This is a genomic window from Hyphomonas sp. CY54-11-8 (assembly GCF_000682735.1).
Lineage (GTDB): Bacteria > Pseudomonadota > Alphaproteobacteria > Caulobacterales > Hyphomonadaceae > Hyphomonas.
This window is the reverse complement of record NZ_AWFD01000023.1, coordinates 1-17149: the sequence shown is the minus strand read 5'-3', so window position 1 is coordinate 17149 and position 17149 is coordinate 1. Positions and strand designations below refer to the sequence as shown.

The window sequence follows — 17149 nt, the reverse complement described above, 5'->3', positions numbered from 1 at the left end:
GGGATGGAGGCGGAAAAACACAAGCCTCAAAAACGGCGCCGCCGGGCAAACTTTCTGCCACTCATGCTCGTGCTGGCGGCATTCGCGGCGGCGATCTTTGCCATCCATGCGCGGCTCGATCATCTGTCGATGCATCTGATCTATGCCCGGTTCTCCGCGCTGTCGCCGTTGGCCGTGTTTGTTGCACTGGGTGGCATGCTGGCGAGTTATGCCGCCGCTACACTGCGCGATAGTCTGACGCTTCGCCATCTGGGCCTTGCGCGGCCATGGCGCGACATGGCGTTTATCTCCTTTACGGCGCAGGCTGTCGGCAACTCCCTCGGTGAGGTGGAACTGACCGGCGGGACCGTCCGTTCCCGGATCTATGGCGGGCTTGGCCTGTCGGACGATGAGAGCCAGGCGGTGTCCCGCATGACGCGGATCAGCCTGACCGTCGGCGCGCTCCTGCTCAGCGGGTTCGGCCTTGTGTTCGAGTCGGCTGCTTTTCCGGTCCATTTCGGTATTCCGGACCGGGCTGCCATTGCCATTGGATGTATGCTGCTGGCGCTGGTTGTCTGGCATATCGGCAATGCCAGCCTGTTGGTACCGGGTGGGATGTCTGGCGTGTCGGCGCGTGTCGGGGTCAGCCTTGTTGACTGGATGGCTGCGAGCCTTGTCCTCTTTGCCCTTCTGCCGGCGGAGACGGCCATAGGTTTTGCCGCTTTCGTGCCGGTCTTCGCGCTCGCCTGCCTGGTGGGCGGGATGAGCGGCCTGCCGGGCGGAATCGGCGTCTTCGAGGCGGTAATCCTGTTGCTCGTCCCGGCGAGCCCTGTCGAAGGCCTTGTTGCAAGCCTGATTGCGTTCCGGGCGATCTATTACCTCGCACCGCTGGTGATCGCTGCCGCAGGGATGAGCCGCCGCCTGCTGCGACGCCACGGAGCCGCCCTTCAGGGGGTTGGCCGGGGGGCAGGGGATGTCGCGACCCTGTTTGCGCCGGTCGTGTTCGGCCTGCTTGCGTTCGCGAGCGGCGCCTACATGCTGATCGCCGCGATGACACCCGCACTGCCGGCGCCGCTGAGGGCGGCAGCGCATTTCCTGCCTTTGCCGCTGATAGAGCTGTCGCATTTCCTCGCGTCGATTGTCGGGCTGTTCCTGCTGATTGTGGCGAATGGCCTGGCGCGGCGGCTCAGCCATGCCTGGATGGTGGCGATGGGGTTACTGGCCGCCGGGATCACGCTGACCCTGACCAAAGGCGCAGGCCTTGGCGAAGCTGCGCCGCTGTTCGTCGTGCTGGCTGTGCTCGGTGTGTCGCGCCCGGCCTTCTACCGGGCGACGCCGCTGATGGCGACGCGGCTGACGCCCGTCATGGCGCTCGCTATTCTCGCAACATTGGGCGCGGTGATCTGGCTGGGCTTTTTCTCCTACGAACATGTCGATTACCGGAACGAACTCTGGTGGCAGGTGGCGCTGCAGGGCGGCACGTCGCGCTTCCTGCGCGCCGCTGCGGGCGTCAGCGTGCTCACCTTCCTGTTCCTCGCCTGGAACTGGCTGCGTCCGCTGCACGCCCCGGCGGAGGAGGCGCCGCCGCTCAGCGAGATCCGCGAGATCATCGCCGCCGCCGACACGGCTCGGCCTGATGCAGCGCTCGCCCTCAGCGGCGACAAACGGTTCCACTTCAGCCCTTCGCGGCGGTCTTTCATCATGTTCGGCTTGCGCGGGTCGAGCTGGATTGCGATGGGACAGCCTGTTGGGCTGGCTGAAGAAATCCCGTCACTTGTCTGGTCCTTCCGGGAAGCCGCCGATGCCGCCGGGGCTGGCATTGTGTTTTATGGCGTGGGGCGGGACTTCCTGCCGCTCGCGGTCGAACTTGGCCTGTCGGTCCAGAAGATCGGGGAGACGGCGATTGTGCCGCTCACGGAATTCTCTCTGGAAGGGTCTGACAGGTCGCGGATGCGGCAGGTCTACAATCGCGCAGGCCGCGACGGGTTGAGCTTCGAGGTCCTCGGCCCGGAAGACGTGCCTGCGCAGCTGGACCGCCTGCACAAGATTTCTGATGACTGGCTGGATGTCCATGGCGGCGCGGAGAAGGGCTTTTCGCTCGGCCGGTTCGATCCGGACTATATCGCAAAATTTCCCATTGCTGTGGCGCGCCTGAATGGAGAGATCGTGGCCTTCGCCAATCTCTGGCCGGGGGCCGGCAAGCAGGAGATCGCGATCGACCTGATGCGGTTCTCAACTGATGCGCCACGCGCGGTGATGGACTATCTCTTCGTCTCCACCATGCTCTGGGCAAAGGAGGCGGGGTATCAGCGTTTCGACCTCGGCATGGCGCCGCTGGCGGGGCTGGAGGCGCACCGGCTGGCCCCGGCGATGACGCGCCTCGGCGCTTTCCTGTTCGAGCACGCCAATGCCGTCTACGGCTTCGAGGGCTTGAGGGCCTACAAGGACAAATTCCATCCTGTCTGGGAGCCGCTTTACCTCGCAGCCCCGAATGCGCGGGCCCTGCCGGGCGCGCTCGCCGATGTCGGCATCCTGACGAGCGGCGGCCTGACCCGGATATTCCACAAGTAACACCCTTGCACGCCGGCCGCGTGTCTGCCTTGATGCGCGCAAAACAGGGAGACATTCATGCCACGCTGGGAATACACCAAAGGGCTGAAGGATATCGGCAACGGGCTTTACGCATGGCTTCAGCCGGACGGCGGATGGGGCTGGTCGAATGCCGGCCTGATTGTGGACGGAGACCAGTCGCTGCTGGTCGACACGCTGTTCGACATGCACCTGACCCGCGACATGCTGGACGCCATGGCGGATGCGTCGGGGGTCCGTGCCGAAGAGATCGGCACGATTGTGAACACGCATGCCAATGGCGATCACTGTCACGGCAATGGCTGTTGTCCGCATGCGGAGATCATCGCCTCTGAGGCCAGCGCAAAGGAAATGTCTGAAATCCCGCCGGACGCCCTGGCTACGTTCAAGAAAATGGGTGGCCAGCTCGGCCCGGGTGGCGCTTATTTCGCCGATATCTTTGCGCCTTTCGATTTTGACGCTGTGGAAGAACGCCTGCCAACCCAGACATTCACCGGCCGGATGGACCTGACCATCGGTGACAAGGCCGTCGAGCTGATCGAGGTCGGCCCGGCGCATACCGGCGGCGATGTGATCGTCCATGTGCCGCAAGACCGGACGGTCTTTACCGGCGATATCCTCTTCATCGATGGCACGCCCCTCATGTGGGCCGGGCCGGTGAAGAACTGGATCAATGCCTGCGACAAGATCATCGGTATGGAAGCCGACGTCATCGTGCCGGGGCATGGTCCGGTCACGGACAAGGCAGGCGTCCGGCGCGTTGCCGACTACCTTGCCTATATCGATACCGAGGCACGCAAGCGCTACGATGCAGGCCTCAGCGTGCGGGAGGCCGCGCTCGACATTGCGCTCGGCGATTATGCCAATTGGGGTGATGCCGAACGGATCGCGGTCAATGTCGACAGTCTCTACCGCGAATATCGCGGCGACGGGCAGGTCACACCGGTGATCGAACTGTTCGCCCTGATGGCGGAAGCCCGGGACGCGATGCGGAAATAGACCTTACCTGTTGGCGCCGGGCACCCATTTGATGTCGTCGGCACCGTTCGAATTAGCGGCGCGGGCGGCGACGAACAGCCAGTCGGACAGGCGGTTGATGAAGGCGAGCGCCTCGGGGCTCACCGGCTCGTTCTCCATGCCGGAGAGTTCCGCGATCTTCCGCTCCGCCGTCCGGCAGAGCGTGCGGGCCACATGCAACTGCGCGGCCAGTGGTGAACCGCCCGGCAGGATGAAGCTGTCGAGCGGAGGGATGCGCGCATTCATCGCGTCGATCTCTTGCTCCAGCCGCTTCACCTGCGATTCCACGATCCGCAGCGGCGTCCATTCCAGCACACGGCCTCGGTCAGGCGTGGCGAGGTCTGCGCCAAGGTCGAAAAGATCATTCTGTATACGGCGAATGGCGGTCAGCATTTCGTCGTCGGCATGCAGGGCAGCAACGCCGAGCGCGGAATTCACCTCGTCAACGCTGCCATAGGAGGCAACGCGGGGATGCCATTTGTCCACCTGTTCGCCGGTCGATAGACGAGTCTGCCCCTTGTCGCCGGTGCGTGTGTAGATCTTGTCGAGTTTGACCATGGGGTCTCCTCAGGAATGTCAGAAATGAATGGCGCCGGCCATGAAGCCAATGACCACCAGAAGGGCGATAACGACGGCCTGAATGAAGATACGCATCCGCATCAGCTTGTTGGAGCGGCTTGGCTGGTTCTCGTCGGTGCGCGCAAGGTTTGCGATGCCAAGGCCCAGTACGACCAGAAGGGCGGCCATCGCGCCGTAGAAGAGAATGGTAATCAGCATTTGCATGTCGTGTCGCCTTTCCGGCCTTGTATCCCTTCTAACATAGGCTGGCGAGGCAGCGGTGACAGGCGCGAAAGCGTCGCGGCCTGCTTGATCGATGTCAGCCGCCAGATTCCAGCCGGGCGGCCAGCGCCTCGATCCGCTCGGACACGGCAGCCATCGCCTCGGCCGCCTTCTGTTCTGCGGCAGGGGAGGACCCGCCCGCCTGACGGGCGGCATCCAGCTCGTCCAGCAGGGCCAGCGCTGTAATGAGCAGCAGACGGTCTTCGCCAATGTCGCCGACCGCGCTCGCAATATGCTTCACCCGTGCATCCAGCTGCTGGGAGAGCGCGACAATTCGCGCTTCCTGGCCGGGTGCACAGGCGATGGAATAGTTCCGGCCGCGCAGGGTGATGTCGGCTTTGGCCATGTCTCAGGCCTCCTTGCCGAGGGCGGCCCGCACTTCCTCGATGGCGGCGCCGAGCGCGGTACTTGCCTCGTCGGCCAGCGCCTGCAATTCGGTCTCACGGGCGAGGGACGCGTCCAGTTCTTCGGCCAGCCTTTCCCGGTCCGAGACGAGGGCTGCCATCTCTGCGGCGACCACGTCGGGATCGCCAGCGCGTGCCAGCAGGCTGTCCACGGCCCCCTCCAGGCGCCGGATGGCCGCATCGAGGCGGCGTGATTCGCGGTCGATGTCGCTCATGTTTCAAAGGCTTAAACTCAATACGAAGCTACGCCAAGCGGCTTGACGTAGCTTCGGGAGTCTGGCCTAGCACACTTCCGGAGCGACTGAGGGAGATCAGCAGAATGGCTGTAACCAACCGGGACATGGCAAATGCCGTTCGTGCCCTATCCATGGATGCGGTGGAAGCCGCGAAATCGGGCCATGTCGGCCTGCCGCTGGGCATGGCGGATGCAGCCACAGTGCTGTTCCGTAAATTCCTGAAATTCGACCCGGCAGACCCAGCCTGGGCAGACCGCGACCGGTTCGTCCTGTCGGCTGGCCACGGCTCTATGCTGATCTATTCGCTGCTGCACCTGACGGGCTACAAGTCTGTTTCGCGTGACGATATCCGCAACTTCCGCCAGCTCGGCGCGACGACCCCCGGCCACCCTGAGAACTTCCACACGGCCGGCGTCGAGACCACGACCGGCCCGCTGGGGCAGGGCATCGCCACCGCCGTCGGCATGGCCATGGCAGAGCGTCACCTGAACGCCCGCTTCGGTGACGATCTCGTTGATCACCATACTTATGTCATCGCCGGCGACGGCTGCCTCATGGAAGGCGTCAGCCAGGAAGCGATCACGCTGGCCGGGCATCTGAAGTTGAACAAGTTGATCGTTCTCTTCGATGACAATTCGGTCACCATCGATGGCGGCACGGATCTTTCCGACAATACAGACCAGTGCGCCCGTTTCGAAGCCTCCGGCTGGGTCACGAAGAAAGTCGACGGCCATGACGAGAAGTCGGTCGAGGCCGCGCTGACCTGGGCGAAGAAACAGAAGAAGCCGGTCATGCTCGCCGTAAAGACGATCATCGGCTACGGCGCCCCGAAAATCGCCGGCACCGGCAAGGCCCATGGCGGCCCTTACGGCGCTGAAGAGATCGCCGGCATCCGCGAAAACATTGGCTGGAAGTACCCGCCCTTCGAAGTGCCGGCGTCCATAGAGAAGGCCTGGCTGAAAGCTGGCGAGCGCTCGAAGAAGGAACACGAAGCCTGGAAAAAGCGCCTCGCCGGGTCTGAGCACAAAGGCGAGTTCAACGCCGCGATGACCGGCCGCCTGCCGAAGAACATCGCCAAGGCGATCATCAAGCACAAGAAGGCTGTCGCCGAGGGCGGCGAGAAGAAAGCCACCCGCCAGTGGAGCGGCGCGGCGCTGGAAGTGCTGACGCACCTCGTTCCGGAAATGGTCGGCGGGTCTGCGGACCTCACCGGCTCCAACAACACCAAAACCAGCCATACCGAGCCGATGACGCCGAAGAACTGGGCTGGCCGTTACGTCCATTATGGTGTGCGCGAGCATGGCATGGCCGCGGCGATGAACGGGATGGCGCTGCATGGCGGCATCCTGCCTTATTCCGGCACCTTCCTGGTGTTCGCGGACTATTCGCGCGGCGCGATCCGCCTCGGCGCCCTGATGGGTACGCGCGTTGTGCATGTCATGACGCACGATTCCATCGGCCTCGGTGAAGACGGCCCGACCCACCAGCCGGTGGAGCATGTCGCCTCCCTCCGCGCGATGCCGAACATGCTGGTCTTTCGTCCGGCCGACGGCGTGGAAACGGCCGAGTGCTGGGAACTGGCCATCGCCAATGAGACCGGCCCGTCCACCATGGCGCTGACGCGTCAGGGCGTTGCCCCGGCCCGTACCACGCATACGGACGAAAACCTCTCCGCCAAGGGCGCTTACGTCCTGTCCGACTGCAAGGGCAAGGCACAGGCAACGATCCTGGCGACGGGCTCTGAAGTCGAGATCGCGCTTGCGGCCCAGGCTCAGCTGGCCGAAGAAGGTATCGCGACGCGCGTCGTGTCCTGTCCGTGCTTTGAGCTCTTCGAGCAGCAGCACGGCAATTACAGGAAGTCCGTCCTCGGCACCGCGCCACGCGTGGCCGTCGAAGCCGGCGTCCGCTTCGGCTGGGACCGCTGGATCGGCGAGGATGGCGGCTTTGTCGGCATGACCGGCTTCGGCGCCTCCGCGCCTTACACCGATCTCTACAAGAAGTTCGGCATCACACCGCAGGCGGTTGTGGCCGAAGTGAAGAAACGGATCGCCTAAACAGTTTTAGCGGCCGGTATAATTCGCCCTCGGACGGATGAGCCGGCCGCTTGCCTGTTGTTCGATTGCATGCGCGATCCAGCCCGCCATGCGCCCGCTGGCGAAGATCAGGAAGGGCGCATCTTCCGGCAGGTCCAGCTGTACCGATAGCGCTGCCAATGCCATGTCGACATTTGCCGCATAGCCGCTCGCGGCTTCAGCGGCCTTGATGGCGCGCTTCAGGGCAGGGGCCGGTTTCATCCAGCGGATCAATGCGGCGGCGCGCGGGTCGCCTGCGGGGTAAAGCGTATGCCCCACCGCCGGGATACGCTCCCCCCGAGCCGCAATGCCGGAAAGCGCTGTCTGCGGCCTGTCCTCCATCGCAAGCTTCAGATAGGCGAGCGCCCGGGCGGATGCTTCGCCATGCAGCGGCCCGGTCAGCGTTGCGCAGCCCGCCAGCGCACACGCGGCCAGCGGCGCCCCGGTCGAGGCGGCCACCCGCGCCGCGAAGGTCGACGGGTTCAGTTCATGATCTGCCACCAGGACCAGCGCACGCCGCAACAAATCCGTCCCGCCGGGTGTGAGGCCCCAGTGCCGGCCAAGCCGCTGATGATAGAAGCCGCGTCCGCCTGTGCCCGTCACGGCCGTGCAGACGCCTGCCAGCAATTGTGCGCCATCCTCTGACAGCGCCGCACTGCCGCGCCCGAAGCTTGGCGGATCCTGCGCGGCCCGGTCGGCCAGATAGGCAAGCAGGCGCGCCTTGCCGGTCTCGCCCGGTGCCATATTCCCGGTGCCCGAACGGCTGGGGGAGGGGGCACTTGCCTGCCAAAGAAGGGCTGCGACCTCTTCCAGCGTGGCGTCCGCGGCGAGCCTCACGGCATCTTTACCGCGATAAATCAGCTTGCCGTCCCGCACTGTGGTGATCGCGGTTTCCATCACCGGGTCGCCCCAGGAAATGGCGGCGCTGGCGATGGCTTGCCGGCCCCGTCCGCTACGCCGGCGCTTCACCAGGCCTGCAATATCTGCGGCGGAGTAGACGCTTGCGCGCGGGTCGTTCTCGTACGGCCTGGAGGCAATCAGCCCCCGGCTCACATAGGCGTACAGCGTCTGGGGTTTCACCCCCAGGGCTTCGAGTGCGTCTTCGCGTCCAATCCAGCTCATATATTGATTATATTGATCAAGATTGACGAACGCTAGCCCCGGCGCGACATGAACGTCAAATTTGTAGAAGGAGATCTCTGATGGATTCCGGATTGGAAAATGTTGTCGCTGCTGAAACCATCCTGTCGGATGTGGACGGTCAGAATGGCCGCCTCGTCATTCGCGGCTGGCCGGTGCAGCTGCTTGCCGCCTCGATGGCGTATGAAGATGCCGCCCACCTCCTGTGGCAAGACTTCTTCGAGGACCTGCCGGGTGTGCCGGAACTGGGCGCCCGGCTTGGGGCGGCCCGCGTGGAAGCCTTCGACCTTGTTGCGAAGATCCCGGACGGGCTCGACATCATCCGCTTCCTGCGCACCGGCTGGTCATTGCTGGAAGACGACGAAAGCCTGGATTCCGCCATCCGCCTCGCCGCTGCCGGGCCGGTTTTCACCGCCGCTGCCGTGCGCCGCGAACGCGGGCAGGCGCCGATTGCGCCGGATGCGGACCTGTCCCAATCGGCTGACTTCCTGAAGATGATCACCGGCAAGCTGCCGGATGAATCCGAGGCCCGCGCGCTCGATGCCTATCTGGTCACCGTTTGCGACCATGGCCTCAACGCCTCCACTTTTGCGGCGCGCGTCGTGGCCTCCACGCGGGCCGGGCTGGGCTCTGCCGCGATGGGCGGCATCTCTGCCCTGAAAGGCCCGCTGCATGGGGGCGCGCCGGGGCCGGTGCTCGACATGCTGGACGAGATCGGCATTCCGGAGAATGCGGAAAGCTGGATCGACGCCGCGCTTGCCCGGGGTGACCGGCTCATGGGCTTCGGGCACCGGGTCTACCGTGTGCGCGATCCCCGCGCCGATGCCCTGAAGGCCGCCGTTGCGCGCCTGCCGGGCACATCGGGCCGGATCGCCTTTGCCGACCATATCGAAAAGGCAGTCCTCGGACGGTTGGCTAAGAAATATCCGAACCGGACGCTGGAGACGAATGTGGAGTTCTCGACCGCGCTCCTGCTTGAGGCGCTCCAGATTCCGCGCGAAGCGTTCACGGCCACTTTCGCCTGCGGCCGCATCCTTGGCTGGACGGCCCACGCCCGCGAACAGATCGCCGAAGGCCGCCTCGTGCGCCCTCGCTCCGTCTATACCGGGCCGGTACCCGAAATGGCGTAGGATCAGTCTCCACAGGAGGCCGGTTCGTCGAAGTACTGGTATCGGGACGTCTGGTAAGCCCGGTCATTCAGCATCTGCTTCATGCGGGGGTGATCGGGGGACGCCAGGGCTTCAAATCTGACGTAGTCCTCAACGGCGCAATAGGGGCTCGCAAAAGGGCCATCATTGACATAGATACCGCGGATCAGGCCGCGCATCAGATAGGTCTCGGCGCGGTCGTCCTGCCTCAGATCGTCCCGCGCAAGAAGTTCGGCGAATGCCGCCTCACGCGTGCTGTATTCATCCGCCTTGTAGGCGCTGTTCACCAGTTGCTTGAACTGTTCGTAAGGAAGATAAGTAGGTTCAGTTGTGGTTGCCGGCGGGGGCGCCGGCTCGCTGGCACAAGCGGCCAGAAGGGCAGCGGTGGCTGCGGCCAGGATGAATTTTTGCATGGTCATGTTTTCCCCCTCGAACAGATTCTCTGCGCTCAATCTATACAGCCGGGTGGGGGCTGACAATTGGACGGGCGGCTGGCCGGGACGTTGGAATGAAGGCCCGCTCTCCCACACCGCTCCGGTGTCATCCCGGACCTTGAGGCGCAAATATCCGGGAGCCAGATGCGGTGTGGCCGTTGCAGGACCGGACCCCTGATAAGCCCTGCGCGTTTGCCGGGATAACTCGTGGAGAAGGCGCTCTATCCCACAGGCTCACGCGGGGGCCATCCTCCCGCCCATGCATCCTGATCGCCAATGCTTCTTCAATCATGTCTGGCCGGTGTTCTGGTCATAGCTGGTCTGGAACCTGCTGCGTGTGGTCCGCTGGCACATGCGCACTTGGCGGGATGCGCTGATGGCGACCGACTGTTTGGCAATATCGAGCTCACCTATGTGGCCGATGCCCCGCCGCCCGATACTCCCTACACATATAAAGCCCCGCGCCTTGCGGCGTGGGAGCATCCTGCCCTTCGCAGTGATGTGCCCGCCTGCGTGGGCGCGCAGTCCGGCATGATCATGGGCTGCGCGTGCGTGGTCCGCCCTGGCCGAGCCCTCTTCCGAATTCAGTTCCTCGCACCGGAGGGCCTCCGCCATGCCGGGCAAATGTGCTGGGAGAAACCTTGCCGCATGAGCCATCCCGGCGCAGTGTTCAAAAAAAGGGAGGACACCATGACCTATGAAACGGTCTACACGATCATCAATCTCGCGGTCTTGCCGGCCTGGCTTTTGCTCGCACTGGCACCGGGCGCCGCCGTCACGCGCCTTGTCGTGCATTCGGGGCTCTATCCGTTGGTGCTCGGCATTTTCTATATTGTGACCCTGACAATGAACATGTTTCTCGGCATGGGCGCCGAAGGTGGCAGCTTCAACACGGCGGCGGGCGTCTCTCAGCTGTTTTCCCATCCGCTCGGCATTCTTGTCGGCTGGTCGCATTATCTGGTCTTCGACTTGTTCGTCGGGGCTTGGGAAGCGCGCGATGCACGGCGCCGGGGCGTGCCGCACTGGATGGTCGTGCCCAGCCTGTTCTTCACGCTGATGTTCGGGCCGGTCGGCCTGTTGCTCTATCTCATCCTGCGGCGGGTCAGCGGCAAGGGCGTCTGGAGCCTTGCCGAAGACTAGGCTTTGTTGTCCTTGTTGGCCTGCCGGAACAGGTCCAGCTGCCGCGGATCGACATAGCGCCGGCGCGACGGCTTGGTGCGGCCGCGGCGGAAATAGAGATCGTCGGTATGGTCTGCCGGTTCGGCGGCCTTGGTCTCTTCTTTTTTGGAGGGCTTGGCCGGCGCCTCCTTCGCCTGGCCGGGCGCGGCCAGTTTCCACCAGGTGACGGCAACGACCGGGTTGCCCTTGTCGTCCTCATAGCGCTGCAAATGACCATGGGCGAGCGCATCGGAGGGCGCGAACATCGCCTCGGCGGCTTCGTTGGAAACCGTTAGCCAGTCGGTCGCGAGTTCAGCGACGATCAGCTCGCCGTCCAGCGTTTTCGCCAGCGCTTCAGCTTCGGCCAGCGTGCGCGCGGCCGGGGCCACCTTGGACAAGGCGGCGTCGAGGGTTTTTCCAAGGGGATAAGCGTGGCTCATAGGCCGCTGGAAGTAAGCGCTGCTTCGCTCGCCGTCCAGCCTGCATCCGCCGCTGCAGAAAGCCGCATCGCCGCAAGGCGGGCAAGGCGAAGGGTCACAGCCTTGCGCCGGGCAGGGGAGAGCTTGTCCGTCGGGGCCTCCCGAATGACCGCCGCCCCGAAGGCATCGGCTACGATCAGGCCCGCCTCTTCGGGGATCAGCGCCTGGGGAAAGTCATGATCGACGGCGAACCAGAACCGGTCGCAGAAGGGCATGTATTCCGGCCATTTAGCATCGGACTGGAAATCCGGCACGCCGGATTTGATCTCCACGATCCAGATCTCGCCGCCCGGGCCAATGGCGGCAATGTCCGCCCGACGATTGTTGGCGAGGGTCATTTCCTGGATGCCGCAGAGGCTCAGATCCGCCAGCAGACGCAGCGATCCGCGGGCAATCGCGGCCGCGCGGGCAAGGTCTTCGGTCGTGTCGGCGCCGTCGGGCATGCGAGTCGTGTTCCGGTATTGTTCTGGCCACACTAGTCCCGCCCCGGCGGCAGGGTCAAGCGGGTGGCGTTCAGGCCGGAGAGGGGGGGCGGCGAAGGCGGCAGCACCTGAAAGTTCAGCCGGTGGGTCACTTCCATCCGGCCGTCCTTCATATAGCCCCGCGCGAGCACCAGCGCGTCGCCATCGATGACTCGCGCCTCGCGGCCATGCTCACCCGGCAGTAGAGCATCCAGCGGATGCGGCTTGGCGCAGGCGGCAAGCAGGTCCAGGTGGAAGAGCCAGACGAAGAGGAGGAGAAACCGGTGCCTGTCCGGAATATCCTGGCATGCCGGGCGACTGCCGCCAGCCATCAAACCGGGTTCAACCCTTCGGCCAATTGGCTTATAGGTCCCTCCCGACGGTCCCGTAGCTCAGCAGGATAGAGCAACAGATTCCTAATCTGTAGGTCACGCGTTCGAATCGCGTCGGGATCGCCAAAAATACTTTAAAAACAATGAATTATAATAACTTAAAAGTTAGCTCTTGCTCACAAATGGCTCCGTGGTAACTATACGGTAACCGGAGGCTAAAAAACCGTGGGGAAACTTCGCCTTACCGACACTTGGCTTTCGGCTGTGACCGACCCAGGCGAGTATTCCGATACGATCGAATCCTGCCTGAAAGTGAGGGTGGCCAAGACCGGCGCGAAGACATTTTCAGCGGTGCGAAAGCTGGACGGCAAGACAGTCCGGGTCCGAATAGGCGCCTATCCGGAAATCGGCTTGCGAGAGGCGAGAGTCCGGGCAGGGGAGTTCCGGCAGAAGCGCGCGCTTGCGCCAACTCCAGCTGCGCGAACGGAGGAACTGGCCGATGCGGTTTCTGCCTCTGCGGCCAGTTTCTTCGAGGACTATGTTGCCGACATGAAGAGCCGAGGTGTCGCCTCGGCGGGGCGCGTGCGAGGCGTCCTGATTGATGGCAAATACGCCTTGCTTCCGTTTCTCGTGGCGCGCCATGGAGGCATGCCGCGCGCCGGAGATGTGACCATCCAGGACCTGCAGGCCTGGATGGCGGAAAGCTATGCGCGCAGCCCGGGATACGCAGCACACCTTCGATCCTACATCGTCACTGCCTGGAAATGGGCGGTGAAGAACCGCTACGATTTTCGAGGAAGTGCCAGGGACTATGGCATTGCCTCCAATATTGCCGAGCAGTTGCCGACAGTGCCGCGCGGAAGACCAGGCGATCGTTTCCTCTCGAACGACGAGCTCAGGACGCTCTGGCAGGCGCTGGACGAGAACCACCCGACGCATCGCGTTCTGAAACTGATGATCGCCATGGGCGGACTTCGGGTGACGGAGGTCGCAACGAGCTTGGCCGACAATTGGCGTGATGGATGGCTGGCCCTACCGGAGACCAAGAACGGCAAATCACACCAGTTACCTATCACCTCAACAGCGGCCCCTTTAGTCGAACGATGCCTGGAGCGCTCCCATCCGCGTTCGCCGTACCTCATGTCCAATCCTCGGAACCCGGACGAACCGCTAACCATTGCTGCGATCTCACGGGCGGCCAAGCGACTGAACTGCAAGCTCGAGTTTCCAGAATGGAACCCGCGCGACCTGCGCCGGACGATGAAGACTCATCTTATCGATGCCGGGATCGATGAGCGCTGGTTGGATATCTGGCACAATCATGGTCAGACAGCAAGCGTTGCCCGCAAGCACTATATCCGGGCGGAGTATGCGGATCTGAAAAGGGATGTGGCAGAGGCGATTGATAGCTGGTTGGGGGTGGCACTATTCGGGGAGCGTACCTAAAATTTCATAATAGTTCGCATGAAGATGGATAGCGATCAGCATGCACTCTTTACATGATCGCGCATTAGGATTCCGATCACTTCGCCAAGCTTCACCGGAACTGCATTGCCAATCAGCCTGCCGAGTTTAGCGAAACTTACAGGTTCGTCCGCAGGAACAAATTCATAATTGCGCGGAAAGCCTTGCAACATGGCTGCCTCTCTTAAGGTGATCGCGCGGTGTTGTTCTGGATGACCAAAGCGGCCATTTCCGTATCCAAAGCACTGAGTAGTGATGGTGGGGGAAGGTTCATCCCAAGTCATTCGACCATAAACAGATGGATAGGTTGCGCCGGTATCCTTGACATGACACTTCGCTCGCAAAGCATCGGGCCAATCCCGCCACGTGCCGCCTGGCTTGGATGCCTTGATTCGACGCAGGTTTAGCTCGCTCAACCTACTGGCGCGGTGAAGCCTGTCACCGGGATCTACTTCGCCAGCCATGAGTGAAGGGAGGTTGCCGATTGCATCCCTCACGCTTGTTTGGGGTGCATCGAAGTTTGGAAGACTGATAGGACCAAGGCGGGAGGCGACCAGCACCAGTCGCTTGCGGCGCTGAGGAAGCCCTATGGTTGGACAGTCGATTATCTTGAAGTCGACGCTGTAGTCGCTCAATTGCTGCAGGAGAGTCTGAAACACTGGCTGGTCAGAAAGTGGCGGCACATTTTCCATTGTGACCAAATCCGGCTTTAGCTCGGTAACGAGATCGCCAAAGCGCTTAACCAGTTGCCACTCGTCATTTGCGGGGAGAGAGGATTCGCGTTTCGATTTTTTTGAAGCTCTTGAATAAGTAGAAAATGGCTGGCATGGGGCGCAACCGGCGAGCATCGTAACTGCACCCTCGTCAAACGCGGCGGCAATGGTCGATGGTGCGAGTGTGTTAACGTCTGACCGCAGAAACCGGCCGCGGTTATTTGTCTTGAAAGGATGTTCGCAGGCTGGGTCGATATCGACGCCAAGATTGACCTTTACGCCTGCGCGCTCAAGCCCATGGGTCAGACCTCCAGCTCCACAGAACAGATCGACGGCAGAGATTTCAGATCTAAGCGACATCTACGGGCCTTAGGTGCAAATTGCCGTTCAAGTGAGTTTCGAAACCAATGATGGTGTGGGATAGAAATTCGAACGTGACATCAGCGAGTTCGCGGATTCTCTCAAGAGTGAGGTTGCGGGCGCCTGTTTCGAATGATTGGCGTCCGTGAGCAAGGGCATTGCGACGTTCCGCAAGAAATTCAAGTGGGCTTTGGTCTCCCCAGTGTGGCTCTGGTTGCAGCTGACGATACAGCTCGGGTGGGTAATTCAAGTCAACTCCGAGCCGCTCTGCAAAACGGTAGATAAGTTTGTCCGACCAAGTGCCCGACGGCTTTTTGGGGTCTTTAGGTTCTAGTCCTTGCTCGAAAACGAGGGCGGCAAATGTGCGGTGTGCGGCCTGCAGTCGTGTGTCTTCGCTGCCTTCTGTGGTTATCAAAGCACTCGCGCGCAGCCATTCTCGGAGAGTGTTTTCGGTCCAAGTTCGGGGAGTCGAAGATCGGATCGCTTCGCCAAATTGGCGAACGATTCGGGACATGATTGCTTCTTCCACATTGTATAGATGGACGATCAGGCCGGACTTGAGGGTACTGACATGGCGTGCTGACAGAGCCACACTGCCGAGTGACAGCGGTTCGCCCTCAACGAGGCGCGCTTCCAAGGCATGAGCCAACAAGTGGTGTGTATCAAATTCCTCACGTCTATCGTCGAGTTCAGTGGTCAATCCGTTCATTGTCCCAACAATGCGTCCCTTACCAATTCGATTCTTCCAACCAGTTTGGAGCGGACATTAGCTCCATCCGAAACTACAAGCTTGTCAAACTCAGCAGCCTCCATGCGTTCGGAGACGAGCTCGGGAGCTGGTGCTAGACCGGGTTCCTCGCGGAGCGCGAGCGCCGTTCCAACGGCGATCGCTTCGAACCGTACGCGAGGTACTGTTCGTGCTGCAGCCGATTTGCGGAAGCCGAGCGAGAATGAGCGATCTACAAAGTCGAGAACGCGCAGAAACTCTTCCCGCAGGCGGTCCACCAATTGAGGATTCTCATTTGCTTCGCGATTCGCTCGCTCTAAGTATTCGTAGAGGTATTTTTTCGGGCGATCCCGGTAATTCGCAAACGGACGATCTTGAGTATCATACGTCTCGGTATAAGCGAAAAACCTGGTTATTAGTTCTTCGCGTTCGCGGCTAAGGACGGCCTTTGGGGTAAATGGGGTTAATGCAACGAAATTTGGGTGCTCTGCGAGTTCACGAATCAGGGATGTCACCGGGCCCGGGAGTGAGCCACGCCGAATTTCGGCTTCGTTTGCTTCGGTTCCGCCCTTGTTGATCCTCGCAAACATTTCGGCCCTCGTCGCGGGGTCTGTGCTGGTGTCTAGCACTATTGTTCGTATCGTGACGTCCTCAAGTTTATTCTGCCTTTCGTGTGGAAGGTCAGCGAACGTGAAGCCTTCCAGTTCGGGCACAAGCGCTAGGTCGTGAAGAACCAGATTCTCTCTAAGAAAGGCGCGCATGGCCCTCATACGCTGGGAGCCGTCGACAATCTCCATCCGACCGTCCATCGTCTGGTAGAAGAATAGAAAAGGGACAGGCAGCCCAACGATCAGCGATTCTATGAATTCAGATTGCTGAGATGGATTCCAAGACAGGTTACGCTGATATTCTGGAACAAAATATCTGTCGTCCGTGTCGCTTTTGAAGCGTTCCACATAGAGAGAGATTGGATATTCGGCGATCGTGAATTTGACTTGCCGCGATACCAGAGAAATTGCTTCTTCAGCCGCTCGAACATTTTCCGGTGTAGGTCTTTGTCTTGCCATTGCGATTACGATTCCAAAATCAGCTCAATCATCGTGTGCATTTTAAAATATAAGCAGAAGTGGTTAACGACGACCATCTTGGGTGGTGAGATCTAACGCATGGCATGCGTGCAGTGGGTGCGACAAGCTGAGTGCTGAACTGATGTGATCCAAGAGCAGCTCCTACGCCGTCTCTAATTCGCAACTGTTCAAGACGGAGAGTGCCTTCAGAAGAGCCGCTGGCGCGGATCTGTCGCCAATCAGGAACAAGGTGAGGCTGCGGCGGCAAGAAATACGGCTCCAGTCTGAGCCCTGTTCGAAATCGGTCCCACTCCTATTTTCTCAATCGGACGCCCGCGCCGCCGTCCTTGCAATTCTCGGGATCAAGAAAGACTACTCCTCCTTCTTCCAGCGCGCGACGCACTGCCTCGACATTGGCCTCTGTGCTAGCTGAAGGCCCACGGTCACTCTCCATCCGACGTATGGTCGGCACTGAGAGCTTCGCGACTTCGGCCAGCTTGGGCTGCGTCCAATCGAGTAGGGCTCGGGC

The 17149-nt window shown here is 61.6% G+C and carries 19 protein-coding genes and 1 tRNA gene; 7 read left to right on the top strand and 13 right to left on the bottom strand.

Going from position 1 to position 17149, the window contains the following annotated elements; translation table 11 throughout:
- Positions 1–3 precede the first annotated feature (3 nt).
- Positions 4–2550, top strand: a complete 2547-nt coding sequence (mprF, locus tag HY17_RS11320) for a bifunctional lysylphosphatidylglycerol flippase/synthetase MprF (RefSeq protein ID WP_051600009.1) — start codon at positions 4–6, stop codon at positions 2548–2550.
- Between the two features lie 57 nt (positions 2551–2607).
- Positions 2608–3567, top strand: a complete 960-nt coding sequence (locus HY17_RS11315; RefSeq protein WP_051600007.1) for an MBL fold metallo-hydrolase — start codon at positions 2608–2610, stop codon at positions 3565–3567.
- A 3-nt stretch (positions 3568–3570) separates the two neighbouring features.
- Here the strand turns inward: HY17_RS11315 and HY17_RS11310 are convergent, their stop codons facing one another.
- The 4 genes from HY17_RS11310 to HY17_RS11295 all read right to left on the bottom strand — a co-directional run bounded on the left by HY17_RS11310 (position 3571) and on the right by HY17_RS11295 (position 5044).
- Complete coding sequence (locus tag HY17_RS11310; RefSeq protein WP_034766638.1) at positions 3571–4143, bottom strand: cob(I)yrinic acid a,c-diamide adenosyltransferase; 573 nt, start codon at positions 4141–4143, stop codon at positions 3571–3573.
- Between the two features lie 18 nt (positions 4144–4161).
- Entirely contained in the window at positions 4162–4368 is a 207-nt protein-coding gene (locus HY17_RS11305; protein ID WP_034766637.1) for a twin transmembrane helix small protein, read from the bottom strand.
- A 94-nt stretch (positions 4369–4462) separates the two neighbouring features.
- Positions 4463–4771: a cell division protein ZapA gene (locus HY17_RS11300; protein WP_034766636.1), complete on the bottom strand. Its 309-nt coding sequence runs from the start codon at positions 4769–4771 to the stop codon at positions 4463–4465.
- A 3-nt stretch (positions 4772–4774) separates the two neighbouring features.
- Complete coding sequence (locus HY17_RS11295) at positions 4775–5044, bottom strand: DUF4164 family protein (protein ID WP_034766635.1); 270 nt, start codon at positions 5042–5044, stop codon at positions 4775–4777.
- A gap of 86 nt (positions 5045–5130) precedes the next feature.
- Between HY17_RS11295 and tkt the strand changes: the two genes are divergently transcribed.
- On the top strand, positions 5131–7119 hold the full coding sequence (gene tkt / locus HY17_RS11290; protein ID WP_081813129.1) for a transketolase: 1989 nt from the start codon (positions 5131–5133) through the stop codon (positions 7117–7119).
- Between the two features lie 6 nt (positions 7120–7125).
- Here the strand turns inward: tkt and HY17_RS11285 are convergent, their stop codons facing one another.
- The gene (locus tag HY17_RS11285) at positions 7126–8259 is read right to left on the bottom strand and encodes a citrate synthase (protein WP_034766633.1); all 1134 of its coding nucleotides are present in this window, start codon (positions 8257–8259) and stop codon (positions 7126–7128) included.
- A gap of 80 nt (positions 8260–8339) precedes the next feature.
- Here HY17_RS11285 and HY17_RS11280 point away from each other — a divergent pair, with 80 nt between their 5' ends.
- A complete protein-coding gene (locus HY17_RS11280) occupies positions 8340–9407 on the top strand; it encodes a citrate synthase/methylcitrate synthase (protein ID WP_034766632.1) in 1068 nt (355 codons plus the stop codon).
- Positions 9408–9409: 2 nt separating this feature from the next.
- Here the strand turns inward: HY17_RS11280 and HY17_RS11275 are convergent, their stop codons facing one another.
- Entirely contained in the window at positions 9410–9844 is a 435-nt protein-coding gene (locus tag HY17_RS11275) for a hypothetical protein (RefSeq protein ID WP_034766630.1), read from the bottom strand.
- A gap of 705 nt (positions 9845–10549) precedes the next feature.
- On the opposite strand from HY17_RS11275, the gene HY17_RS11265 reads away from it, so the two are divergent.
- Entirely contained in the window at positions 10550–10999 is a 450-nt protein-coding gene (locus HY17_RS11265) for an ABA4-like family protein (RefSeq protein ID WP_034766998.1), read from the top strand.
- Here the strand turns inward: HY17_RS11265 and HY17_RS11260 are convergent.
- Genes HY17_RS11260 through HY17_RS11250 form a run of 3 tightly spaced genes read right to left on the bottom strand, consistent with a single transcriptional unit; the run spans position 10996 to position 12289 of the window.
- Positions 10996–11457, bottom strand: a complete 462-nt coding sequence (locus HY17_RS11260) for a hypothetical protein (protein WP_034766627.1) — start codon at positions 11455–11457, stop codon at positions 10996–10998. The genes HY17_RS11265 and HY17_RS11260 overlap by 4 nt on opposite strands.
- Complete coding sequence (locus tag HY17_RS11255) at positions 11454–11939, bottom strand: MmcB family DNA repair protein (RefSeq protein ID WP_034766626.1); 486 nt, start codon at positions 11937–11939, stop codon at positions 11454–11456. The genes HY17_RS11260 and HY17_RS11255 overlap by 4 nt, the downstream gene beginning before the upstream one ends.
- 32 nt (positions 11940–11971) lie before the next feature.
- Positions 11972–12289 (bottom strand): hypothetical protein, encoded by a 318-nt coding sequence (locus HY17_RS11250; RefSeq protein WP_034766625.1) that lies wholly within the window; start codon positions 12287–12289, stop codon positions 11972–11974.
- Positions 12290–12338: 49 nt separating this feature from the next.
- Between HY17_RS11250 and HY17_RS11245 the strand changes: the two genes are divergently transcribed.
- Positions 12339–12415, top strand: a tRNA-Arg gene (locus HY17_RS11245).
- A 99-nt stretch (positions 12416–12514) separates the two neighbouring features.
- On the top strand, positions 12515–13735 hold the full coding sequence (locus HY17_RS11240) for an integrase family protein (RefSeq protein WP_034766623.1): 1221 nt from the start codon (positions 12515–12517) through the stop codon (positions 13733–13735).
- A 35-nt stretch (positions 13736–13770) separates the two neighbouring features.
- Here HY17_RS11240 and HY17_RS11235 read toward each other — a convergent pair whose 3' ends face one another.
- The 4 genes from HY17_RS11235 to HY17_RS20550 all read right to left on the bottom strand — a co-directional run.
- A complete protein-coding gene (locus tag HY17_RS11235; protein WP_034766622.1) occupies positions 13771–14826 on the bottom strand; it encodes a DNA cytosine methyltransferase in 1056 nt (351 codons plus the stop codon).
- Complete coding sequence (locus HY17_RS11230; RefSeq protein ID WP_197020275.1) at positions 14816–15526, bottom strand: MAE_28990/MAE_18760 family HEPN-like nuclease; 711 nt, start codon at positions 15524–15526, stop codon at positions 14816–14818. The genes HY17_RS11235 and HY17_RS11230 overlap by 11 nt, the downstream gene beginning before the upstream one ends.
- Before the next feature lie 5 nt (positions 15527–15531).
- The gene (locus tag HY17_RS11225) at positions 15532–16620 is read right to left on the bottom strand and encodes a DUF262 domain-containing protein (protein WP_034766620.1); all 1089 of its coding nucleotides are present in this window, start codon (positions 16618–16620) and stop codon (positions 15532–15534) included.
- 313 nt (positions 16621–16933) lie between these two features.
- Positions 16934–17149, bottom strand: a 216-nt coding sequence (locus HY17_RS20550; protein WP_034766618.1) for a helix-turn-helix domain-containing protein, incomplete at its 5' end; no start/stop codon positions are given.